The organism is Streptomyces sp. NBC_01635 (assembly GCF_045209715.1).
In the GTDB taxonomy this organism is placed as follows: domain Bacteria; phylum Actinomycetota; class Actinomycetes; order Streptomycetales; family Streptomycetaceae; genus Streptomyces; species Streptomyces hirsutus.
On sequence record NZ_CP109277.1, the window covers coordinates 6340986 to 6362710 of the forward strand.

The window sequence follows — 21725 nt, forward strand, 5'->3', positions numbered from 1 at the left end:
GGTGGCGGGTGACCAGCAGGCGGAGACGACGAGCGTGCCGGCGAAGGCGCGGGAGCAGCACGCCCGGCTCGCCGAGCAGATCGAGGAGCACCGCTTCCGGTACTACGTGAACGACGCGCCCGTCGTCAGCGACGCCGAGTTCGACCGGCTGCTGCGCGAACTGGAGGCGCTGGAGGAGCAGTACCCAGAACTGCGCACCCCCGACTCCCCGACCCAGAAGGTCGCCGGCGCGTACGAGACGGAGTTCACCTCCGTCCAGCACCGCTCCCGCATGCTCTCCCTCGACAACACCTTCAACGACGACGACCTCGCCGCCTGGGTCGAGCGCATCCAGCGGGAGCTGGGCGCACAGGAGTTCCACTTCCTGTGCGAGCTGAAGGTCGACGGCCTCGCCGTCAACCTCACCTACGAGCACGGGCGCCTGGTCCGCGCGGCGACCCGCGGCGACGGCCGCACCGGCGAGGACATCACGCCCAACGTACGGACCATCGCCGAGATCCCGGACCGCCTGAAGGGCGACGGGGTGCCCGCCCTCGTGGAGATCCGCGGCGAGGTCTTCTTCCCGATGGAGGAGTTCCAGGGTCTCAACGCCCGCCTGGTGGAGGCCGGTGACAAGCCCTTCGCCAACCCGCGCAACGCGGCGGCCGGTTCGCTGCGCCAGAAGGACCCGCGCGTCACCGCCACCCGCCCCCTGCACATGGTCGTCCACGGCATCGGCGCCCTGGAGGGCTTCGAGGGCCTCGCCCGCCTCTCCGAGGCGTACGACCTGCTGAAGGCCTGGGGCCTGCCCACCTCCGAGCACAACCGTGTGGTCGACGGCCTCGAAGGCGTACGGGAGTTCATCGCGCACTACGGCGAGAACCGGCACTCCGTGGCGCACGAGATCGACGGCGTGGTGGTCAAGCTCGACGAGATCCCGCTCCAGGGCCGCCTCGGCTCCACCTCGCGCGCCCCGCGCTGGGCCATCGCGTACAAGTACGCGCCCGAGGAGGTCAACACCAAGCTGGTCAACATCCGTGTGGGTGTGGGCCGTACGGGCAGGATCACACCGTACGCGCAGGTCGAGCCGGTCACCGTGGCCGGTTCCGAGGTCGAGTTCGCCACGCTGCACAACCAGGACGTGGTCAAGGCCAAGGGTGTCCTCATCGGGGACACAGTGGTGCTGCGCAAGGCCGGTGACGTCATCCCGGAGATCCTCGGCCCGGTCGCCGACCTGCGCGACGGCAGCGAGCGCGCCTTCGTCATGCCGGCCGAGTGCCCGGAGTGCGGCACGCCGCTGCGGCCGATGAAGGAGGGCGACGTCGACCTGCGCTGCCCCAACGCCCGTGCCTGTCCCGCCCAGTTGCGGGAGCGCCTGTTCTACCTCGCGGGCCGCAAGGCGTTGGACATCGAGCACTTCGGCTATGTCGCCGCCGCGGCGCTCACCGGACCGCTGGAGCCCGCGGACCCGCCGCTGAAGGACGAGGGCGACCTGTTCGACCTCACGATCGAGCAACTGCTGCCCATCAGGGCGTACGTCCTCGACCAGGACAGCGGGCTGCCCAAGCGGGACCCGAAGACGGGCGAGGAGAAGATCGCCACCGTCTTCGCCAACCAGGAGGGCGAACCGCGCAAGAACGCGGTGGCGATGCTGGCGAACATCGCGGCGGCCAAGGAGCGCCCGCTCGCCCGGGTCCTCACCGGGCTGTCGATCCGGCACGTCGGCCCGGTCGCGGCGGAGGCGCTGGCCCGGGAGTTCCGGTCCGTCGACCGGATCGAGCAGGCCACCGAGAAGGAACTGGCCGACACGGAGGGCGTCGGCGGCATCATCGCCGCCTCGGTCAAGCAGTGGTTCGCCGAGGAGTGGCACCGCGAGATCATCCGCAAATGGCGGGAAGCCGGTGTCCGCATGGAGGACGAGCGGGCCGGCGAGGAGGAGGGCCCGCGTCCGCTGGCGGGGCTGACGGTCGTGGTGACCGGCACCCTGGAGCGGTTCACCCGGGACGGCGCGAAGGAGGCGCTGCAGAGCCGGGGAGCGAAAGTGACCGGTTCGGTCTCGAAGAAGACGTCCTTCGTCGTCGTGGGCGACAACCCGGGGTCCAAGCACGACAAGGCGATGCAGCTCAAGGTGCCGGTCCTGAACGAGGAGGGCTTCACCGTCCTGCTCGACGAGGGGCCGGAGGCGGCGGCCGCCGTGGCGCTGCCCGTCGAGGAGTAGTCGGGGAACGGCAGGTGAAAGGTCACTCGATCGGCGCATACCAGATGGATACGGGTGGCTGGGGCGCATTCGGGCAACCGTCGGCGACCGGTGCCCCTGGAAGCCTTCCGCAGCCTACTGTTGGGAGGTGCGCCCGCCGTGCCCAGCTGCGGCCGGGGCATCCCCATGTTCGTGGCGGCGCTGTGAAAGGGCTTTCCCTCGCGGAGCCGCCGGGGGTTGTCAGGCATCGAGCCGCGTGGCGTGGGCACCGCCGGCTGTGAGAGGGACGGGAATGGAACCCACCGAGAGCGCCGCCCCGGGCTCACGGCTGCGCCGGGGCCTGCGCCGCATGGCGGCCGTACGGCGACGCGGACGTGGGACAGGACGGCCCGCGGGGCCTGCGGGCGCACCGGGACGCCCCGGTGCGCGCACCGCGGAGGCGCGTCCCCGGGGCGCGCGCGGCACCGGAAGACAGGCCGCGGGGCAGCCGGCGGCAGGACAGCCGGGAGCCGGGCGGGGTCCCGGAGCACCCCCGCTCTCCACCGGACTGTCCTCGGACGGCCCAGGCCTGTCCGAAGCGCACGCGGAACGGCACCTCTCCTGGCCCGCGCTGCCCACGGCGGTCGTCTCGGCGGCCGCGTTCGTGCTCGGCGCCGGCGTCCTGGGAGCGTTCACCGGCTCTCACGCGCTCTTCCCGTCCGGCCGCGTCGGCTGGTCCCTGGCCGTCCTGACCGGGATCGTCGTCGGCCACCTGGTGATGCTGGGCCGCTCCCGCTGGTGGGGCGGCACCGGCTCGGGCGCCGCGGTCACCCTCGCCGTGCTGCTGCTCTACGGCTGGGTCCCGGCCGGCATGGTCAGCCTCACCGTGGTCGTGCTGGTCGGCGTGGCCCGGCGGGGCCGCTGGCGGCAGGGCATTCTGCACGGCGCGGTGGACCTGCTCGGCATCGGCGCCGGCGCGCTGGTGCTGGCCCTGTGCGGGTCCGTACCGTCCGTCGAGTCGCCCTCGACCCCGGACCGTTGGGGTCTGCACACCGCCTTCGAGGTGGTGCTGGTCGCCGCCGCGTACCTCGCGGTCACCCGCACCCTCTACTGGTACCTGCACGTCCCGCGGGGCGGACTGCCCACGGTCGCCCGCACCGCCCTGGTCAGACAGGGCCTGGTCGCGGTGGCGCTCCTCGGCATAGCGCCGCTGATCTGCGTGGTCGCCGACGCCCGGCCGATCGTCCTGCCGCTGTTCGCCATCCCGCTGATCGCGCTCGACTCCATGCTGTGGATCGCCAGGGCCCGCGCGGAGGAGCAGTTGCGCGATCCGCTGACCGGGCTGCCCAACCGCCAGTGGCTCCTCGAGCGCATCTGGACCGCGTTGGACGACGCCGAGCGCGCGGACGCCCGCCCCACCCTCATGCTGATCGACCTCGACCGGTTCCGATCGGTCAATGACACTCTTGGTCATCTCGCGGGTGACCGGCTGCTGCTCCAGATCGCCGACCGGCTGAGACTGGCCCTGCCGCGCGGGGCGGAGGCCGCGCGGCTCGGCGGCGACGAGTTCGCCGTCTTACTGCCGGTCTCCGACTCCACCACGTCCGCGACCCGGGTCGCCCGCAGCCTGGTGTCCGCCCTCAGCTCGCCCCTCGACCTCGACGGCCTCACCCTCGTGCTGGAGGCCAGCGCGGGCGTCGCCGTCTTCCCCGACCACGCCCTCGACGCGGAGGGCCTGCTGCGGCGCGCGGACGTGGCGATGTACCAGGCCAAGCGGGACCGTACGGGCGTCGAGGTCTACGAGTCCAAGCGGGACTCCAACACCCCCGACCGGCTGGGACTCCTGGGCGACCTGCGCCGGGCCCTGGACGCCCACGAGGTCCAGCTCCACTACCAGCCCAAGGTCCGCTTCGACGGACAGGTCGCGGGCCTGGAGGCCCTGGTCCGCTGGGTGCACCCGGAGCGCGGCAGGGTGCCGCCGGACGAGTTCATAGCGATCGCCGAGTCCTCCGGGCTGATGCCGCACCTCACCGAGTACGTGCTGGAGACCGCGCTCGGCCAGGTCGCCGCGTGGCGTGCGCAGGGCCTGTTCGTGCCGGTCGCGGTCAACGTCTCCCCGCGCGACGTCCACATCCCCGGCTTCGCCGGCTCCGTCGCGGCCCGGCTGGCCCGGCACGGCGTCCCGGCGGGGGCCCTCCAGCTGGAGATCACCGAGCACGTCCTCCTGGAGGACCCGCAGCGCGCCGCCGACACCCTGAACGCCCTCACCGGGCACGGCGTGAGGATGTCCCTGGACGACTTCGGCACCGGCTACTCCTCCCTCGTGCACCTGCGGCGGCTGCCCGTCAGCGAGCTGAAGATCGACCGCTCGTTCGTGGCCCGGCTGGCCGTCGACGCCGAGGACGCCGAGATCGTGCGCTGCACCGTCGACCTCGCCCACTCGCTCGGACTGCTCGTCGTCGCCGAGGGCGTCGAGGACGACGAGACCTGGGAACGCCTGCGCGACCTCGGATGCGACGCCGTCCAGGGCTGGCTGGTCGCGGCCGCGATGCCGCCCGCCGAAGCCACGGCCTGGCTCCTCGCCCGCGGCTCCCGCGGCTGGCAGCGCCCGGCAGCCGCCCTCCCGGCAGTGGCCGCCGACGACTCCGGCCACCCGGCCTGAACCCATGGGGCGCCCCGCATTCGGGGGGCGCGGGGAAACCGTTTCACGGGTACGGGGCCGCGCCCCATAGGATTGGGGCCTGTCGTCACCTCCCCGCCCGCCACGCCACGCCTGGCCCGGGACGCGACGACAGGCCCTAGCCCGAACCGCACACTCACCCCAGAGGAACGCTGCATGCCTGGCATTACGCGCGAGGAGGTCGCCCACCTCGCCCGGCTGGCGCGTCTGGAGCTGAAGCCCGAAGAGCTCGACCACTTCGCAGGCCAGCTCGACGACATCATCGGCGCGGTCGCCCGCGTCAGCGAGGTCGCCGACCAAGACGTACCGCCGACCTCGCACCCGCTCCCGCTGACGAACGTCATGCGCCCGGACGAGGTCCGTCCCTCGCTCACCCCCGAGCAGGCGCTCTCCGGCGCCCCGGCCCAGGAGCAGCAGCGTTTCAAGGTGCCGCAGATCCTGGGGGAGGACTGATCAGCATGACCGACATCATCAGGCTCACCGCCGCCGAGACCGCCGAGAAGATCGCCTCCGGCGAGCTCACGGCCGTCCAGGTCACCGAAGCGCACCTGGCCCGGATCGAGGCTGTCGACGAGAAGGTGCACGCCTTCCTGCACGTCGACCGCGAGGGCGCCCTCGCCCAGGCCCGTGCCGTCGACGAGAAGCGCGCCCGGGGGGAGAAGCTCGGCCCGCTGGCCGGCGTCCCCCTCGCGCTCAAGGACATCTTCACCACCGAGGGCATCCCGACCACCGTCGGCTCCAAGCTCCTCGAGGGCTGGATCCCGCCGTACGACGCGACGCTCACCAAGCGGCTCAAGGCCGCCGACGTCGTCATCCTCGGCAAGACCAACATGGACGAGTTCGCCATGGGGTCCTCCACCGAGAACAGCGCCTACGGACCGACCGGCAACCCCTGGGACCTCACCAAGATCCCGGGCGGCTCCGGCGGCGGGTCGAGCGCCGCGCTCGCCTCCTTCCAGGCCCCCCTCGCCATCGGCACCGACACCGGCGGTTCCATCCGCCAGCCGGCCTCCGTCACCGGCACGGTCGGCGTGAAGCCGACCTACGGCGCGGTCTCCCGCTACGGCATGGTGGCGTTCTCCTCCTCCCTCGACCAGGGCGGCCCCTGCGCCCGCACGGTCCTGGACGCGGCCCTGCTGCACGAGGTCATCGCCGGGCACGACCCGCTCGACTCCACCTCCATCGACGCCCCGGTCCCCCCGGTCGTCGAGGCCGCCCGCAACGGCTCGGTCGAGGGCATGCGCGTCGGCGTGGTCAAGCAGTTCCGCGGCGAGGGCTACCAGGCCGGCGTCATCCAGCGGTTCGACGAGAGTGTCGAGCTGCTCAAGGGACTCGGCGCCGAGATCGTCGAACTGGACTGCCCGTCCTTCGACCTCGCGCTGTCGGCGTACTACCTGATCGCCCCGTCCGAGTGCTCCTCCAACCTCGCCCGCTTCGACGGCCTGCGCTACGGCCTGCGGACCGGCGACGACGGTACGCACTCCGCCGAGGAGGTCACCTCGCTGACCCGCGAGGCCGGCTTCGGCCCCGAGGTCAAGCGCCGCATCATGCTCGGCACGTACGCGCTCAGCTCCGGCTACTACGACGCGTACTACGGCAGCGCCCAGAAGGTCCGCACGCTGATCAAGCAGGACTTCGACAAGGCGTTCGAGCAGGTCGACGTGATCGTCTCCCCGACGACCCCGACCACCGCCTTCGCGATCGGCGAGCGCGCCGACGACCCGATGGCGATGTACCTCGCCGACCTGTGCACCATCCCGACCAACCTGGCGGGCAACGCGGCCATGTCGCTGCCCTGCGGCCTCGCGCCCGAGGACAACCTGCCGGTCGGGCTGCAGATCATCGCCCCGGTCATGAAGGACGACCGCCTCTACAAGGTCGGCGCGGCCGTCGAGGCGGCCTTCGTGGAAAAGTGGGGCCACCCGCTGATCGAGGAGGCTCCGTCGCTGTGAGCGCACTGACCAAGGCCAAGGGCTTCAAGAAGTCCCGGTCCGGCACGTATCTGTCCATGGCCGCCACCGCGTTCGGCGCGCTCGGCGTCGCCAAGCGCGTCAAGAAGGCGCGGCACGAGAAGGACACCCTGGTCCTGATCGACGCCACCGTGTCCGCCGTCGCGATCGTCACGGGCCTCGCCATCCTGTACCGCGAGCTGAAGCGGCTGGGCGACGACGACGTCCTGCTGGGCTGAGAGGGAAGTTACACCGTGACCACCACGACCGACCTGGTGTCGTACGAGGACGCACTCGCGTCGTACGACCCCGTCATGGGCCTCGAGGTCCACGTCGAGCTCGGCACCAGGACCAAGATGTTCTGCGGCTGCTCGACCACGCTCGGCGCCGACCCGAACACCCAGACCTGCCCCATCTGTCTCGGCATGCCGGGCGCGCTCCCGGTCGTCAACGCGATCGGCGTCGAGTCCGCCGTCAAGATCGGTCTCGCGCTGAACTGCGAGATCGCCGAGTGGTGCCGCTTCGCCCGGAAGAACTACTTCTATCCGGACATGCCGAAGAACTTCCAGACCTCCCAGTACGACGAGCCGATCGCCTTCAACGGCTACCTCGACGTGCAGCTGGAGGACGGCGAGACCTTCCGCGTGGACATCGAGCGCGCCCACATGGAGGAGGACACCGGCAAGTCGACGCACGTCGGCGGCGCCACCGGCCGTATCCACGGCGCGTCCCACTCCCTGCTCGACTACAACCGGGCCGGCATCCCGCTGATCGAGATCGTCACCAAGCCGATCGAGGGAGCGGGCGAGCGGGCCCCCGAGGTCGCGCGCGCCTACGTGCGTGAACTGCGCGAGCTCATCCGGGCGCTCGGTGTGTCCGAGGCCCGGATGGAGATGGGCCAGATGCGCTGCGACGTCAACCTGTCGCTGCGCCCGCACGGCCGGGAGAAGTTCGGCACCCGTTCGGAGACGAAGAACGTCAACTCGCTGCGGTCCGTGGAGCGCGCGGCCCGCTTCGAGATCCAGCGGCACGCCGCCGTGCTGAACGACGGCGGGACGATCATCCAGGAGACCCGGCACTTCCACGAGGACACGGGGTCGACGACCTCCGGCCGCGTGAAGGAGGAGGCCGAGGACTACCGGTACTTCCCGGAGCCCGACCTGGTCCCCGTCGCCCCGTCCCGCGCGTGGGTCGAGGAACTGCGCGCCGGGCTGCCCGAGCTGCCGCTGGTGCGCCGCAACCGGCTCCGCGAGGAGTGGGGGATCTCCGGCACCGACATGCAGGCGATCCTCAACGCCGGTGCGCTGGACCTGATCGTCGCGACGATCGACGCCGGCGCGGACGCGGCCTCCGCCCGCAAGTGGTGGATGGGCGAACTCGCCCGCAGCGCCAACGAGTCCGCCAAGACGCTCGACGAGCTGGCGATCACGCCGGAGCAGGTCGCCCGCGTCACCGCGCTGGTGACCTCCGGCGATCTGAACGACAAGCTGGCCCGTCAGGTCATCGAGGGCGTCCTCGCGGGCGAGGGCACCCCGGACGAGGTGGTCGACCAGCGCGGTCTGAAGGTCGTCTCCGACGACGGCGCGCTCACCGCCGCCGTGGAGGAGGCCATCGCCGGCAACCCAGGTGTCGCGGACAAGATCCGCGGCGGCAAGGTCGCGGCGGCCGGCGCGCTGGTCGGCGCGGTCATGAAGGCCACCCGCGGCCAGGCGGACGCGGCCCGCGTCAAGGAGCTGATCCTTCAGCAGCTGGGCGTCGCCGAGGGCTGATCCCCCGGCGCCGCACGGGAGCACGGGAGAGTGAGGAGGGGGACGCATCGGGTTCGATGCGTCCCCCTCTCCCGTGCGGTCGGCTCCGTGGCGCGGCCGGCGCCGGTGCTTCACGCGGTCGGCGCCGGTGTCTCACGAGGCCAGGGCCGACCCGAGGTCAGGGCCGGCGCCCCACCACGCGGACGAAGCCGAGCGTGCGGCCCTCGTCCACGCGCAGCATCCGCGCGCTCTCACGGCTCGACCGCACGTGGAACTCCTCCGTGCTCTCCTCGGCGACGACGTCGCACCAGAGCAGCCAGTCCCGCCAGCCGTCCGGCTGCCAATCGGCCGCCTCGACCTCCACGGCCCCGCTGCGGGTCCAGTGCCGCCGCCACCACCCGGGGGTGTGGAAGCACCAGAACGCGGGGTCCCAGAAGGGCTTCAGGTGCTCCGGCGGCTCGCTGCCCTCGATCTCCTCGCGCATCGCCGGGACGACGACACCGATCCGCCCGCCCGGCTTCAGCAGCCGGGTCAGCGACGGCAGGTACAGATCGTCGGTGCCGAAGTACTGGTACGCGTCGATGGAGACGATCGCGTCGAAGCTCTCGTCGCCGAAGGGCAGGTCGTGCGCCTCGGCGAGGACCGGAAGCACCCGGTCGGCGACGCCCGCCCCGGCGATGCGGCGCGCGTTCTCCTCGGGCTTGATCCACAGGTCGGCCGCGGTGACCTGGACGTCGTACTCCATGGCGAGGAAGACGGACGTCATGGCGCGTCCGCAGCCCAGGTCGAGCACGCGTGCGCCGGGGCGCAGCGTGTCGAGGCCGAGGGCCGGGGCGAGCCACTCCAGCAGCCACAGCGGGTGCGGGCCCATCGTGTTCTCGACGGTCCAGCGGGCGTCGTAGGCGCTGCTGCGCGGGTACCGGGGCAGGGTGAGGCGGCTAGTGAGGTCGTCGTGCGGGGTGTGCGGTGTGATGTCCGACATCGTTGAACGGGCTCCTTGGGTCCGTGCAGGGGGAAAGGATTGCGTCGGAGATCGGGCGGACCGTCATCAAAGCACCTGCTTCGGCCGGAGCGGCGAGCTGCCGCGGAACGTCGGACCGACGGACGCTAGCAGGTGAGCGGCACCCCCGCATCCCGGTTCCCGGGCCTGGGACGATACGCTCCCGCGCCATGAGCGGACGCGCTGATTCCGACCTGTCCCCGGACACTCGCGCCGACGACGCCGACGACGCCGACGATGCCGACGCCGACGACGTCGGGCAGGGCGACGTCGGGCACGGCGACGACGTCGGGCAGGGCGACGATGCCGAAGACGCCGGGCACGGGGAGCACGACGAGGACGACGAGCACGACGACGACACCCCGCACCGGGCCCGTCGGGCCCGGTGGGCCGCGGTCGGCACCGGGGCGGTACTCGCCCTGGCCGGGGCGGCCGCGGCACTGCTCCGCCTCACCGGCTCCGTCCCGGCCCTCGTCCCGGCGGCCTACGCCTGCGGTGCCGGCGCCTGCGCACTCGCCGCCGTGCTGGGCTCGCGCGGACGGACCCGCAGGGCGCTGTGGCTGTTGATCGCGGGGCTGATGGTGATGGCGCTGGGGGACCAGTTCGACTGACCCCGGTACGGGTGTGCGACCTCACGTCCGGGGCGGATTCATGGGGCTTGCCATAAAAGTTCCCCTTCTGCGAACTGTGAATAAGCACACGAACGCAACAAACGATCATTTTGGGCTGAAAGAGTGTGAATTCCTTGCTCATGTGTTCTTTGCTGGCTGTTCGGTTCACAAGCGACTTTCCCGGCCAAAGAGCCTCCGACAGTCACTCTGGAGCATGATTCGTGACAGCACTCGCACGCTGGTGTGTCCGACGCCGTCTGATCACCGTTCTGCTGTGGCTTCTCGCCCTCGGCGGGGTCGCGGCCGGAGCCTTCGCAACCGGAAACGCGTACTCGAACGACTACGAGGTGCCCGGCACCGAGTCCGGGTACGCCACCGAACTGCTGCGGGAGGGCTTCCCGGCCCTCTCGGGCGACAGCGACACCGTCGTCTGGCACACCCCGTCCGGCAGCGTCCTGGATTCCGACGTCGAACAGAGCATGACCCGCGCCCTGGACCGCATACAGGACCTGCCCGGCATCGCCGCCGTGAGCGGCCCCTACGGGGACGACGGCACCGGCGGGATCAGCGCGGACGGCCGCACCGCCTACGCCACCGTCGTCTTCGACGACCTGGCCAAGGACATCGACAAGGGCGAGGCGGCGGCCGTGCTCGAGGCGGCCGAGGCCGCGGAGACCGACGGCCTCCAGGTGGAACTGGGCGGCAGCGCCGCCGCACTGACCGGGGCGCCCGAGGGGCACCTCGCCGAGATCGTCGGAGTGGCGGTCGCCGCCGTCGTCCTCTTCCTCGCCTTCGGCTCGCTCGCCGCCTCGCTGCTGCCCATCGCCACCGCGCTGGTCGGCGTCGGCACCGCATACGCCTCGATCGTGCTGCTCGGGCACGTCATGACCGTCGCCGACTTCGCGCCGATGCTCGGCATGCTGATCGGACTGGGCGTCGGCATCGACTACGCGCTGTTCATCGTGACCCGGCACCGGCGCGGACTGAAGCGCGGGCTGTCCGTCGCCGAGGCCGCCACCGGGGCTGTCGCCACCACCGGACGCGCGGTCGTCTTCGCCGGGGCCACCGTGTGCATCGCCCTGCTGGGCATGCTGATCCTCCGGCTGAACTTCCTCAACGGCGTCGCCGTCGCGGCCTCGCTCACCGTGGTGCTGACCGTCGCCGCCTCCATCACCCTGCTGCCCGCGCTGCTGTCGCTCATCGGCATGCGCGCGCTCAGCCGCCGCGAACGGCGCCGGTTGGCCGAGGCCGGACCGCAGCCGGAGCTGCCGACCGGCTTCGCCGCCCGCTGGGCGGCGTTCGTGGAGCGCAGGCCCAAGCTGCTCGGTGTGCTCGCCCTGGCCGTCATGGCGGTCCTGGCGCTGCCCACCTCCTCCCTGCACCTCGGCACGTCCGACCAGGGAAACGACCCGAAGACCTCCACCACCCGCCAGGCCTATGACCTCCTCGCCGACGGATTCGGCCCCGGCGTCAACGGCCCGCTCACCCTCGTGACCGAGGTGGACGGCGCCGCCGACCGGCTCGCCCTGGACCGGCTCGGCCCCGTGCTGGGCGGGACCGAGGGTGTCGCGTCCGTCGGGCCGGTGGTCCACAGCGCGGACGGCCGCACCGCGTACCTCTCCGTCGTACCGGAGTCCTCCCCGCAGTCGAAGCGGACCAGCGACCTGGTCGACCGGCTGCGCGAGGACGTACTGCCGCGCGCCGAGACCGGCACCGCCCTCGACGTGCGGGTCGGCGGCGTGACGGCCGGCTACGACGACTTCGCCGACGTCATCATCGGCAAACTCCCCCTCTTCGTCGGTGTCGTCATCGGCCTGGGCTGTCTGCTGCTCCTGCTCGCCTTCCGGTCCGTCGCCATCCCGATCAAGGCCGCGGCGATGAACGTGGCCGCCGTCGCCGCCGCCTTCGGCGTGGTCGTGGCGATCTTCCAATGGGGCTGGGGCAGCGAACTGCTGGGCCTCGGCAGCGCGGGCCCCATAGAACCCTTCCTGCCGGTGATCATGGTGTCGGTCCTCTTTGGGCTCTCCATGGACTACCAGGTCTTCCTGGTCAGCCGGATGTACGAGGAATGGCTGGAGACTGGTGACAACCGGCGCGCGGTACGGGTCGGCCTCGCCGAGACCGGCCGGGTGATCAACTCCGCGGCCGTGATCATGATCTCGGTCTTCCTCGCCTTCGTCCTGACCGGCGACCGCGTGATCGCGATGTTCGGCATCGCGCTCGCCGCCGCCGTCGCCGTCGACGCCTTCGTCCTGCGGACCCTGCTCGTTCCCGCCCTGATGCATCTGCTCGGCGGCGCCAACTGGTGGCTGCCGCGCCGGCTGGACCGGATCCTGCCGCGCATCAGCATCGAGCCGCCCGAGAGCCGTGCCGCCCATGAGAGGCTGGCCGCCGCCACCGACGCCGAGGTGGAGGACGTGCTGGCCGAGAAGGAACGGAAGACGGATGTACGCCATACGACTGGGTGACGACGGATCCGAACTGCGTCCCCTGGAGCCCTGGCACGCGGAGGAGTTCCTCGCCCATCTGGAGCGGGGCCGGGAATTCATCAACCAGTACGTCCCCTTCGGCTCCAGGGCCGTCGACGTGCCCACCGCGCGGGAGGCCCTCCAGCGGTACGCCGATCTCCGCGCCGCCGACACGGCCGCGCTGCACGGCCTGTGGCTGGACGGCACCCTCGTGGGCGGGGTGCTCACGCTGAACTTCGACGCCGGCAACGGCACCTGCGAGGTCGGCTGCTGGCTGGAACCGGCCGCCACCGGACGCGGGCTCGTCACCCGCGCCATGCGGGTGCTGATCGACTGGGCGATCGACCAGCGGGGCATCCACCGCGTGGAGTGGGTCGCCGCCGCCGGCAACGGGCCCAGCCTCAACATCGCCCGCCGGCTCGGCATGACCCTCGACGGGGTACGGCGCCAGTCCCACCTCCACCACGGCGTACGGCACGACCTGGAGGTGTGGTCGGTCCTGGCTCCCGAATGGCGGCAGGCCCGCGCGGCACACCGCGATCATTAAGGCGCTTCTCAGAGAGCGTCCGTACGGTGCGCCTCATGGGTACCAAGACCGAGACCGGGAAAGCGGCCAAGGCCGAGGACAACAGCGAGGACAACGGCGAGGGCAACAGCGAGGACAGGAGGGAGACCGGGGCCGGGGCGGCCGTTGACGCCGACGCGGCCGACAGCGGCACCACGGAACCGGAGACGGACAGGGAGCCGGAGCCGGACACGCCCTCGGAACCGGAGGCCCAGGGTGCCCACGGAGTCGGACAGGGCGCCGCGGCGATCGTCTCCGCCGGGCTCGGCGTCGTCTCGCTCACCGGCAGCTGGCTCGGCACGGTGGCCGCCGCCCGCGAAACCCTCATCGGCCAACTGGAGACGGCCGCGAACTCGACCGTCGCCACCCAGGTCAAGGAGATCTACGGCGACGCCTGGCAGGCCAGCGCGCTGTGGGGCGGCCTGTTCGCGCTGACCGCGCTGGTCATCGGCGTCGTGGTGCTCGCGCGGCCCGCGTTCGGGACGCCCGGCGCCGGGCAGGCGCCCTGGATCAAGTCGGTCGCGTGGGGCGGTGTCGCACTCGGCGTCATCGGGCTGCTGCTCGCCGTCCTCAAGTACACCAACGTGCTGCTGGGGCTGCCCGCGACCGGTTGAGCCACCGCGGGCCCCCGGCGGACACCGGGGAGAATCCGCGCAGTTCCCGAGGGGCCTTGGAGCCCCGAACACCATGGGCGCCCGGCTTGCGGCGTCCGGCACGCACGCTCGCCGCGTTGCCCAAAGGTCCTGGTGGCTCCTCCCCCACTCTCGGCTCCGCTCAAGCGGGGGGACCCCCATCGAGGACCTTCCGGCGCCTTGCGATCGCACGCACCGGACGCCGCGAGCCGATCGGACTCCCCTTGTGTTCGGGGCTCTTAGTCCGGCCACGAGCGCCTTACGACCGGACCAGGGCCCCTCACGCGTACCTAAGGCCCCGGGGCCGCCGAAGATGCGGAACTTTCCCGATGCGGCCGGCCCGCCCGGGAGACGAAGGTGGAGGCATCGCGAAAGGCGATGCCGGACACCGACTCCCCGAGGGAACACACCATGTACGCGTACGAGATCGCCATGGACCGCGCCGCCGACCTCATCCGCCGGGCCGACGAGGAGCGCAGGGCCCGCGAGGCCGTCCGCCTCGCACGTGCCGCCCGCCGTGAGACCGAGGCACGCGGCGTCGAGCACGAGAGCCATAGCCGCCGCCCGCGCCGCTCCCGGTTCGCCCGAGCCGTATGAGTCCCGCCGCGGGGACGGGGAGCGCCGGCCGCGGTGACCGCACGGGGAAAAGCGGCCTGACGCGCGACGGCGGCCGTACGGGGGGCGGCCGTCGTTCCGCCGGAACGAAACCGGTACCGGAGCGCAGTGTCGCGCCCGGGAGCGGAGGCGCCCAGCCGGTTCCGGCCCCGAACGGGCACCGCGCCGCGGCGTCCCGGGCGGCGAAAACCGATGCCGGGCCGACGGACCCGCGTGCGATGCTCGGGGCCGTGGAGACCAGATCTGTCAGCCCCGTGTTCGTCGGCCGTGCGGCTGAACTCGACATCCTGAACACCGCGCTCGCCCGCGCCGCCGCAGGCTCGGGCGAACCGCAGGCGCTGCTCGTCGGGGGCGAGGCGGGCGTCGGCAAGACCCGCCTCGTCGAGGAGTTCGCCGCCGCGGCCGCCGGCCGGGGCGCGGTCGTCGCGCTCGGCGGCTGTGTCGAGATCGGCGCCGACGGCCTGCCCTTCGCCCCCTTCTCCACCGCACTGCGCCGGCTGCGCCGCGAACTCCCCGCCCGGCTCGCCGCCGCGGCCGCCGGACAGGAGGAGGAACTGGCCCGCCTGCTGCCCGAACTCGGCCCCGCCGCCCCCGAGACCCGGCGCGACGAACACGGCATGGCCCGCCTCTTCGCGCTCACCGCCCGGCTGCTGGAACGCGTTGCCGCCGAACACACCGTCGTCCTCGCCCTGGAGGACCTGCACTGGGCCGACGCCTCCACCCGCCACCTGCTCGCCTATCTCTTCCGCACCCTGCGCACCGGCCGTCTCGTCGTCCTCGCCACCTACCGGTCCGACGACATCCACCGCCGCCACCCGCTGCGCCCCCTGCTCGCCGAACTCGACCGGCTGCGCACGGTCCACCGCGTCGAACTCGGCCGCTTCAACCGCGAGGAGGCCGGCCGCCAGCTCGCCGGCATCCTCGCCCGGGAACCCGAACCGGACCACGTCGACGAGATCTTCGAACGCTCCGACGGCAACGCCTTCTTCATCGAGGAACTCGCCGCCGCCTCCCCCGAGGGCTGCCGCAGCGGACTCACCGACACCCTGCGCGACCTGCTCCTGGTCAGGGTCGAGAGCCTGCCCGAGAGCGCCCAGCAGGTGGTCCGGTGCGTCGCCGAGGGCGGCTCCACCGTCGAGCACCGGCTGCTGGCCGCCGTCGCCCGGCTCGCCGAGGACGACCTCCTCGGCGCCCTGCGCTCCACGGTGAACGCCGGCATCCTCACGCCCGCGCCCGACCGCGACGGCTACCGCTTCCGCCACTCCCTGGTCCGCGAGGCCGTCAGCGACGACCTGCTGCCCGGCGAACGCTCCCGCCTCAACCGCCGCTACGCCGAAGCCCTGGAGGCCGACCCCACCCCCGTCCCCGCCGACGAACGGGTGACCCGCCTGGCCAGCTACTGGTACCACGCCCACGACGCCGCCAAGGCCCTGCCCGCCGTCCTCGACGCCTCCGTCGAGGCCCGCAGACGCCACGCCTACTCCGAGCAACTGGGCCTGCTGGAAAGGGCGATGGAACTGTGGGACGCCGTCCCCGACGCCGTACGGGCCGCCCTGCGCCCGGTCGCCTACACCGAGGCCTACCCGCCCCCACCGCCACAACGACGCGGTACGCCGCCCGGTGCGCCCCGAAACGGTGACCCGGAGGCGGCCGGAGCAGTCCCCCTGCACTACCTCGACCTGCTGGCCGAGGCCGCCGTCGCCGGGCGGCTCTGCGGGGAACGCGAACGCGCCATGAAGATCACCAAGAGGGCCCTGCGCGTCCTGGACGAGGAACCGGACCCGCTGCGCGCCGCCTGGTTCTGGGTCCAGCGCTCCCGGCTCGCCCAGTCCCTCGCCCGCGGTGACGGCTGGAGCGAACTCGGCACCGCACAGGACCTGGTGCGCGGCCTGCCCCCGTCCGAGGTGCACGCCGAGGTCCTCGCCTCCGCCGCCAACTGGTCCATGCTGCACGAGCCGGGCCCCGAAGCCATGGCCGCCGCCGAACGGGCCGTCGAGTACGCGCGCATGGTCGGCGCCCACGACATCGAGCTCAACGCCCGGCTCACGCTCGGCGGCCTCAAGGTCGACGCGGGGGACATCGACGCCGGACTCGCCGAGATGTACGAGGTCAAGGAGCGGGCGACCGAACTGGGCGTGGACCCGGTGGTGGGCCGCAGCCACATCAACCTGCCGTCCGCCCTCGAAGGCATCGGCCGCTCACAGGAGGCGGCCGCGCTCCTGAGGGAAGGCCTGCGGGTCACCCGCGAGCTCGGCCTGCTGGACTCGGAGGGCTGGGTGTGGGGCAACCTCGCCGAGACCCTCCACTCCCTCGGCCACTGGGACGAGGCGGCCGAGGCGGCCGCCGGCGCCCATCACCTCGAGCAGAGCGCCAAACCACGCGCCGGGGCCTGGGTGTGCCTGGCCGGTCTCGCCCTCGACCGGGGAGAGACGGCCGAGGCCGGCCGTCATCTCCGCGCGGCCCGCGCCTCCTTCGGCACCCACGACTCCATGCCGCAGCACTTCCTGCCGATGGCCGGGGTCGCCCTCGGCACCGCCGCCGCCGAGGGCCGCCTGACCGACGCCAGGACCGAACTGCTCACCGCCCTCGCCGCCTTTGCCTCGGGGTTCCCGCCCGGCACCCAGCGCTACGGCTGGCCGCTGCTGCTCGCCGCGGCGACCGCCGAGGCCGACGCGTACGGCGACCCGGCCACCGAACCGGACCGCCCGACGATCCTCGGACACCTCCGCGCGGCGGCCCGGACCCTGACCACCGGCGTTCCGCTGTGGCGGGCCTACGAGGTGTGGCTGCGCGCCGAGCTGCTGCGCGCCGAGGGCCGGCCGGAACCGGAGGAGTGGGCCGCGGCCGTCGCCGCCCTGGAACAGCTGGAGCGGCCCTACGACCTCGCCCGGGTCCGCCTCCGGCTCGCCGCGGCACTGCTCGCCCCGGGAACGGGCGAGGACGAGCGTGCCCGCGCCACGGAACTGCTCCGGCTGTCCAGAGCCGTCGCCGAGCGTCTCGGGGCGGTCCCGCTGGCCCGGTCGGCCGGCCTGCTGGCCCAGCGCGCCCGCCTCCCCCTGGGCCCCGGCACGGGCAAGCGGGCCCCGGCCCCCGCCGATCCGGCCGACGCCCTCGGTCTCACCGGCAGGGAACGCGACGTGCTGCGCCTGGTGGCCGCCGGCCACACCAACCGCCGTATCGCCGAGGAGCTGTTCATCTCGCCGAAGACGGCCAGCGTCCACGTGTCCAACATCCTCGGCAAGCTCGGAGTCTCCGGGCGCGGCGAGGCGGCGGCGGTCGCCCACCGGCTGGAACTGTTCACGGCCCCGGCCGGGAACCGGTCCGCGGCGGGATAATGGGCGGCACGCCCACGCGGCCCTGGAAGGGGGAGCGGTGTTCAACGCCTTCGAGGAACTGTTCGCTCCAGGCCGCAAGCACACCCGGGACGAGCAGAACCGCCTCGAACTGACCCGGGAGGACGTCGGCGACGCCGATCCCGGCCACGGACCGATAGACCTCACATCCGGAAAGGTCGTCGTCCGCCCGTCACCGGACCGCCCCCGCCCACCAACGGACGAGAGCCCTTAGAGCCTCCCGTCCGGATCGGGCCGGGCTCGCGGGCCCCGGTGCCGCGCCTCGCCGCGTTGTCGTCGGTCCCCAGGGCTCCTTCCCCCTGCTCATGGGGGTCCCCCGCTCTCGACTTCGCTCGAGGGGGGACCCCCATGAGCAGGGGAGATCCCGACCGGCTCCCTCCTCCGCCGTGCGAGGCACGCTCCCCCAAGTTCTCGGCTCCACTCGAACAGGGAGGGGCCCCCAGGACCCCGCTCCCTGATCCGGTCCGATCCGGACGAAAGCCCCTAGCCCACCCGCACCTCCAGGATGCGGTCGTCCTCGCCGCCCGGGTCGCCGCGGCCGTCCGTGTTGCTGGTGACCAGCCACAGCTTGTCGCCGCCCGCCGCCGCCACCGTGCGCAGCCGCCCGTACTCGCCCTCCAGGAAGGCCTGCGGTTTCGCCGAGGCCTCCGTGCCCTTGAGCGGGATCCGCCACAGGCGCTCGCCGCGCAGGCCCGCCATCCAGACCGACCCCTCCGCGTAGGCGATGCCGCTGGGGGAGGCCTCGTCCGTGCTCCACTGGGCGATCGGACTACGGAAGTCGTCGTCGTCGGACCTGCCCTCCGCCTCCGGCCAGCCGTAGTTGGCACCGGGCTCGATCGCGTTGAGCTCGTCCCAGGTGTTCTGGCCGAACTCCGAGGCGAACAGCCGCTGCTTAGAGTCCCAGGCCAGGCCCTGCACATTGCGGTGACCCAGCGAGTACACCGCGGAGTCGGGGAGCGGATTGCCCGGCGCCGGCTCGCCCTCCGGGGTCAGCCGCAGGATCTTGCCGCCCAGCGACTTCTCGTCCTGGGAGAGGCCGGTGTCGCCGCTCTCACCCGTGCCCACGTACAGCATCCGGTCCGGGCCGAACGCGATCCGGCCGCCGTTGTGGACCATGCCCTTGGGGATGCCCCGGAACACCGTGTCCGGTGCCCCCAGCCGCTCACCCTCGGGCTTCTTCTCGTCGTGGATCATGCGGACGATGCGATTGTCCGAGGCCGAGGTGAAGTAGGCGTAGATCATGCGGTCCGAGGCGTACTCGGGGGAGAGCGCGATGCCGAGCAGGCCGCCCTCGCCGGCCGGCGACACCCCCGGCACCTCGCCCAGCTCGGACGTCTCGCCCGTGTCGGCGTCGACCCGGCTGATCGTGGCCTCGTCCCGTGACGACACCAGCAGATCGCCGTCGGCCAGAGGCGCGAGCCCCCACGGGGAGCGCAGGTCCTTACCGACCGTACGGAGCACCTTCACCGAGCCCTTCGCGGGTGGTGTCTCCTCGGCGCCGCCCTCCGGGGACGAGGACCGCCCCGCCGAACCGGCCGGGGAGGAGCCGGCGCCCTTGTCCGGCGATCCTCCGTCGTCGGCGGAACAGCCGGCCGTCAACAGAAGCGCGGTGGTGGCCAGTACAGCCGTAACGGCTCGATGGTGCACGATGTCGTCCCTTCGACGCGGCGGGTTCTCCCTGTCATACACCGCCCGCGTCCCACAGGTTCCCGATCGCACGAGCCCGAACCGCCGATCACCGCCCGGCCCCGGCCCGCTCCCACGGTCTCGGCCCGACAACCCGTGGCGCCCGGCCCCCCGCGGTGTTCCGTCTCTCAGTCCCACGACCCCTGGGCCGCGGGCAGGTCCGCGATCTCCGCCAGATCGGCCTCCGTCAGGCACAGGTCCGCCGCCCCCGCGTTCTCGGCGACCCACCGCTCCTGCTTGGTACCCGGCACCGGGATCACCTGCCCGCCCTGCGCCAGCACCCAGGCCAGGGCCACCTGTGCCGGGGTGACGTCCTCACCGTGCCGGCGGGCCACCCGACGCAGACCGGCCACGATCGGCTGGTTCGCAGCCATCATCTCGGCGGTGAAACGGGGGTGCCGGGCCCGCACATCGTCCGCCTCGAAACCCTCACCCGGCGTCAGCGTGCCGGTCAGGAAGCCGTTGCCCAGCGGCATCGCGGCCAGGAACCCCACACCGCGCGCGGCGCACCACGGCAGCAGCGCCTCCCGCGCCTCCGGCGACCACACCGACAGCTCCGCCTCCACCGCGCTCACCGGGAAGACCTGCTGCACCCGCTCCAGTTGCCGGACCGTCGCGTCGTGCAGCCGCGCCCCGGGCCGTCGCGCGGATCGCGCACCGACCGCACAGAGCCCCAACGCCCGTACCTTTCCGGCCCGTACGAGCTCCGCCATCGCGCCCCAGGTCTCCTCGACGGGGATCTCCGGGTCCGCGCGGTGCAGCTGGTACAGGTCGATGACGTCGGTCTGCAGCCGGCGCAGTGAGGCGTCGCAGGCTCTTCTCACATACCCGGGGCGGCCGTTGGCCACGATGTGCTGATCGCCCACCAGCAGACCGACCTTCGTCGACACGAAGGCGTCGCCGCGCCGCTGCTTCAACACCCGCCCCAGCAACAACTCGTTGGTGAACGGGCCGTACATGTCGGCCGTGTCCAGCAGCGTCGACCCCAGGTCGAGCGCCCGGTGCACCGCTCTGAGCGAATCCTCGCCGCGCTGCCGCGAGGTGCTGTAGGCCCAGCTCATCGGCATGCACCCGAGTCCGACGGCCCCCACCGCGAGCGCCGCCGCGCCGATCGTCCTGCGCTCCACCTGGTCGTGACCCTCCCTTTCCCGGACCCCAAACCTAACCTCTGGCGTCGCGGGCCCCTGACATAGCCTCCGGACCATGACTGCTGACGTATGGCTTCCCATCCCGCCGGACGAGATCGAGGGGCTTCCGAAGGGGCCGCGGTACCACTTCTGGGACGGCGCGCAGGAGTACCCGGCCGACCCGGCCGACTGCGTGTTCTACGTCGTGCCGTACATGAAGGCCGCCGACGTCGGGGTGCGCCCGTTGCCGCTGATGAGCTCGGTCGAGGTCGTGCAGACCCTGTCCGCCGGCGTCGACCATGTGCAGCCCGGCCTGCGCCACCTGGGCCCCGGCGTGCGGCTCTGCAACGCGCGCGGAGTGCACGAGGCGAGCACGGCCGAGCTGGCGCTCGCTCTCGTCCTGGCCTCGCTGCGCGGCCTGCCCGACTTCGTGCGGGCGCAGGAGAAGGGGGAGTGGCTCGGCGGATTCAGGCCCGCACTCGCCGACCGGAACGTGCTCGTCGTGGGGTACGGGGCGATCGGCGCGGCCATCGAGGACCGGCTCGTTCCGTTCGAACTCGCGCGGGTGGCGCGCGTCGCGCGCTCCGCACGCACCGCGGCGCGCGGGCCGGTGCATCCGTTCACCGACCTGCCCGCGCTGCTGCCGGAGGCGGATGTCGTCATCCTCTCCACCCCGCTCACCGAGGACACCCACCACCTCGTGGACGCCGGTTTCCTGGCCCGGATGAAGGACGGCGCGCTGCTCGTCAACGTGGCCCGGGGACCCGTCGTCGACACCTCGGCCCTGCTCACCGAGGTGGAGAGCGGCCGCATCACCGCGGCCCTCGACGTGACCGACCCCGAACCGCTCCCCCCGGACCATCCCCTGTGGCGGGCCCCGGGCGTTCTCATCAGCCCGCACGTCGGCGGACCCACCTCCGCTTTCCGGCCACGTGCCGAGCGATTGCTGGTGGACCAGTTGAACCGATTCGTGAACCGGGAGGAGCTCCGGAACGTGATCCTGGTGACGGAGGCGGTAAGCATGTAGTCCGTTTCGAGTACCGTCCGCGTTTTCCCGGACGCGATGGGTACTCATATATCTGGCGATCGTCACGGAGCGTAGAGAAGCTATGTCCCTGAGTGACGGGACTGGTGTA

At 72.4% G+C, this 21725-nt stretch carries 17 protein-coding genes; 14 read left to right on the top strand and 3 right to left on the bottom strand.

Annotated elements, in window-relative coordinates; genetic code table 11:
• The first annotated feature begins 1 nt into the window (after window position 1).
• From ligA to gatB, 6 genes are all read left to right on the top strand, one after another.
• The gene (gene ligA / locus OHB56_RS29575; protein ID WP_406356584.1) at window positions 2–2197 is read left to right on the top strand and encodes an NAD-dependent DNA ligase LigA; all 2196 of its coding nucleotides are present in this window, start codon (window positions 2–4) and stop codon (window positions 2195–2197) included.
• 271 nt (window positions 2198–2468) lie between these two features.
• Window positions 2469–4817 (top strand): EAL domain-containing protein, encoded by a 2349-nt coding sequence (locus OHB56_RS29580; RefSeq protein ID WP_406356586.1) that lies wholly within the window; start codon window positions 2469–2471, stop codon window positions 4815–4817.
• 174 nt (window positions 4818–4991) lie between these two features.
• Window positions 4992–5288, top strand: a complete 297-nt coding sequence (gatC, locus tag OHB56_RS29585; protein WP_031117542.1) for an Asp-tRNA(Asn)/Glu-tRNA(Gln) amidotransferase subunit GatC — start codon at window positions 4992–4994, stop codon at window positions 5286–5288.
• Window positions 5289–5293: 5 nt separating this feature from the next.
• Window positions 5294–6787 (top strand): Asp-tRNA(Asn)/Glu-tRNA(Gln) amidotransferase subunit GatA, encoded by a 1494-nt coding sequence (gatA, locus tag OHB56_RS29590; protein WP_326754880.1) that lies wholly within the window; start codon window positions 5294–5296, stop codon window positions 6785–6787.
• A complete protein-coding gene (locus OHB56_RS29595; RefSeq protein WP_055593088.1) occupies window positions 6784–7023 on the top strand; it encodes a hypothetical protein in 240 nt (79 codons plus the stop codon). Before gatA ends, OHB56_RS29595 begins: the two co-directional genes overlap by 4 nt.
• A gap of 15 nt (window positions 7024–7038) precedes the next feature.
• Window positions 7039–8553: an Asp-tRNA(Asn)/Glu-tRNA(Gln) amidotransferase subunit GatB gene (gene gatB / locus OHB56_RS29600; protein WP_326754881.1), complete on the top strand. Its 1515-nt coding sequence runs from the start codon at window positions 7039–7041 to the stop codon at window positions 8551–8553.
• A gap of 157 nt (window positions 8554–8710) precedes the next feature.
• On the opposite strand, the gene OHB56_RS29605 is transcribed toward gatB, so the two are convergent.
• Complete coding sequence (locus OHB56_RS29605) at window positions 8711–9514, bottom strand: SAM-dependent methyltransferase (protein WP_406356589.1); 804 nt, start codon at window positions 9512–9514, stop codon at window positions 8711–8713.
• A gap of 188 nt (window positions 9515–9702) precedes the next feature.
• On the opposite strand from OHB56_RS29605, the gene OHB56_RS29610 reads away from it, so the two are divergent.
• The 7 genes from OHB56_RS29610 to OHB56_RS29640 all read left to right on the top strand — a co-directional run bounded on the left by OHB56_RS29610 (window position 9703) and on the right by OHB56_RS29640 (window position 17990).
• Complete coding sequence (locus tag OHB56_RS29610; protein WP_406356591.1) at window positions 9703–10143, top strand: hypothetical protein; 441 nt, start codon at window positions 9703–9705, stop codon at window positions 10141–10143.
• A gap of 221 nt (window positions 10144–10364) precedes the next feature.
• Window positions 10365–12611 carry an MMPL family transporter gene (locus OHB56_RS29615; protein ID WP_406356593.1) on the top strand — a complete coding sequence of 749 codons (2247 nt, stop codon included), beginning with the start codon at window positions 10365–10367 and terminating at the stop codon, window positions 12609–12611.
• On the top strand, window positions 12589–13158 hold the full coding sequence (locus OHB56_RS29620) for a GNAT family protein (RefSeq protein WP_326754885.1): 570 nt from the start codon (window positions 12589–12591) through the stop codon (window positions 13156–13158). The genes OHB56_RS29615 and OHB56_RS29620 overlap by 23 nt, the downstream gene beginning before the upstream one ends.
• A 35-nt stretch (window positions 13159–13193) precedes the next feature.
• On the top strand, window positions 13194–13790 hold the full coding sequence (locus OHB56_RS29625) for a hypothetical protein (protein WP_406356595.1): 597 nt from the start codon (window positions 13194–13196) through the stop codon (window positions 13788–13790).
• 375 nt (window positions 13791–14165) lie between these two features.
• Entirely contained in the window at window positions 14166–14405 is a 240-nt protein-coding gene (locus OHB56_RS29630; RefSeq protein WP_326754887.1) for a hypothetical protein, read from the top strand.
• 236 nt (window positions 14406–14641) lie between these two features.
• Window positions 14642–17758 (top strand): AAA family ATPase, encoded by a 3117-nt coding sequence (locus OHB56_RS29635; RefSeq protein ID WP_406356597.1) that lies wholly within the window; start codon window positions 14642–14644, stop codon window positions 17756–17758.
• Between the two features lie 37 nt (window positions 17759–17795).
• Window positions 17796–17990: a DUF6191 domain-containing protein gene (locus OHB56_RS29640; RefSeq protein ID WP_326754888.1), complete on the top strand. Its 195-nt coding sequence runs from the start codon at window positions 17796–17798 to the stop codon at window positions 17988–17990.
• Between the two features lie 269 nt (window positions 17991–18259).
• Here the strand turns inward: OHB56_RS29640 and OHB56_RS29645 are convergent, their stop codons facing one another.
• Window positions 18260–19423 carry a PQQ-dependent sugar dehydrogenase gene (locus tag OHB56_RS29645; RefSeq protein WP_326754889.1) on the bottom strand — a complete coding sequence of 388 codons (1164 nt, stop codon included), beginning with the start codon at window positions 19421–19423 and terminating at the stop codon, window positions 18260–18262.
• A gap of 167 nt (window positions 19424–19590) precedes the next feature.
• A complete protein-coding gene (locus OHB56_RS29650) occupies window positions 19591–20589 on the bottom strand; it encodes an aldo/keto reductase (RefSeq protein ID WP_388436616.1) in 999 nt (332 codons plus the stop codon).
• A gap of 76 nt (window positions 20590–20665) precedes the next feature.
• Between OHB56_RS29650 and OHB56_RS29655 the strand changes: the two genes are divergently transcribed.
• The gene (locus tag OHB56_RS29655) at window positions 20666–21616 is read left to right on the top strand and encodes a 2-hydroxyacid dehydrogenase (RefSeq protein ID WP_406356600.1); all 951 of its coding nucleotides are present in this window, start codon (window positions 20666–20668) and stop codon (window positions 21614–21616) included.
• Window positions 21617–21725: the final 109 nt, after the last annotated feature.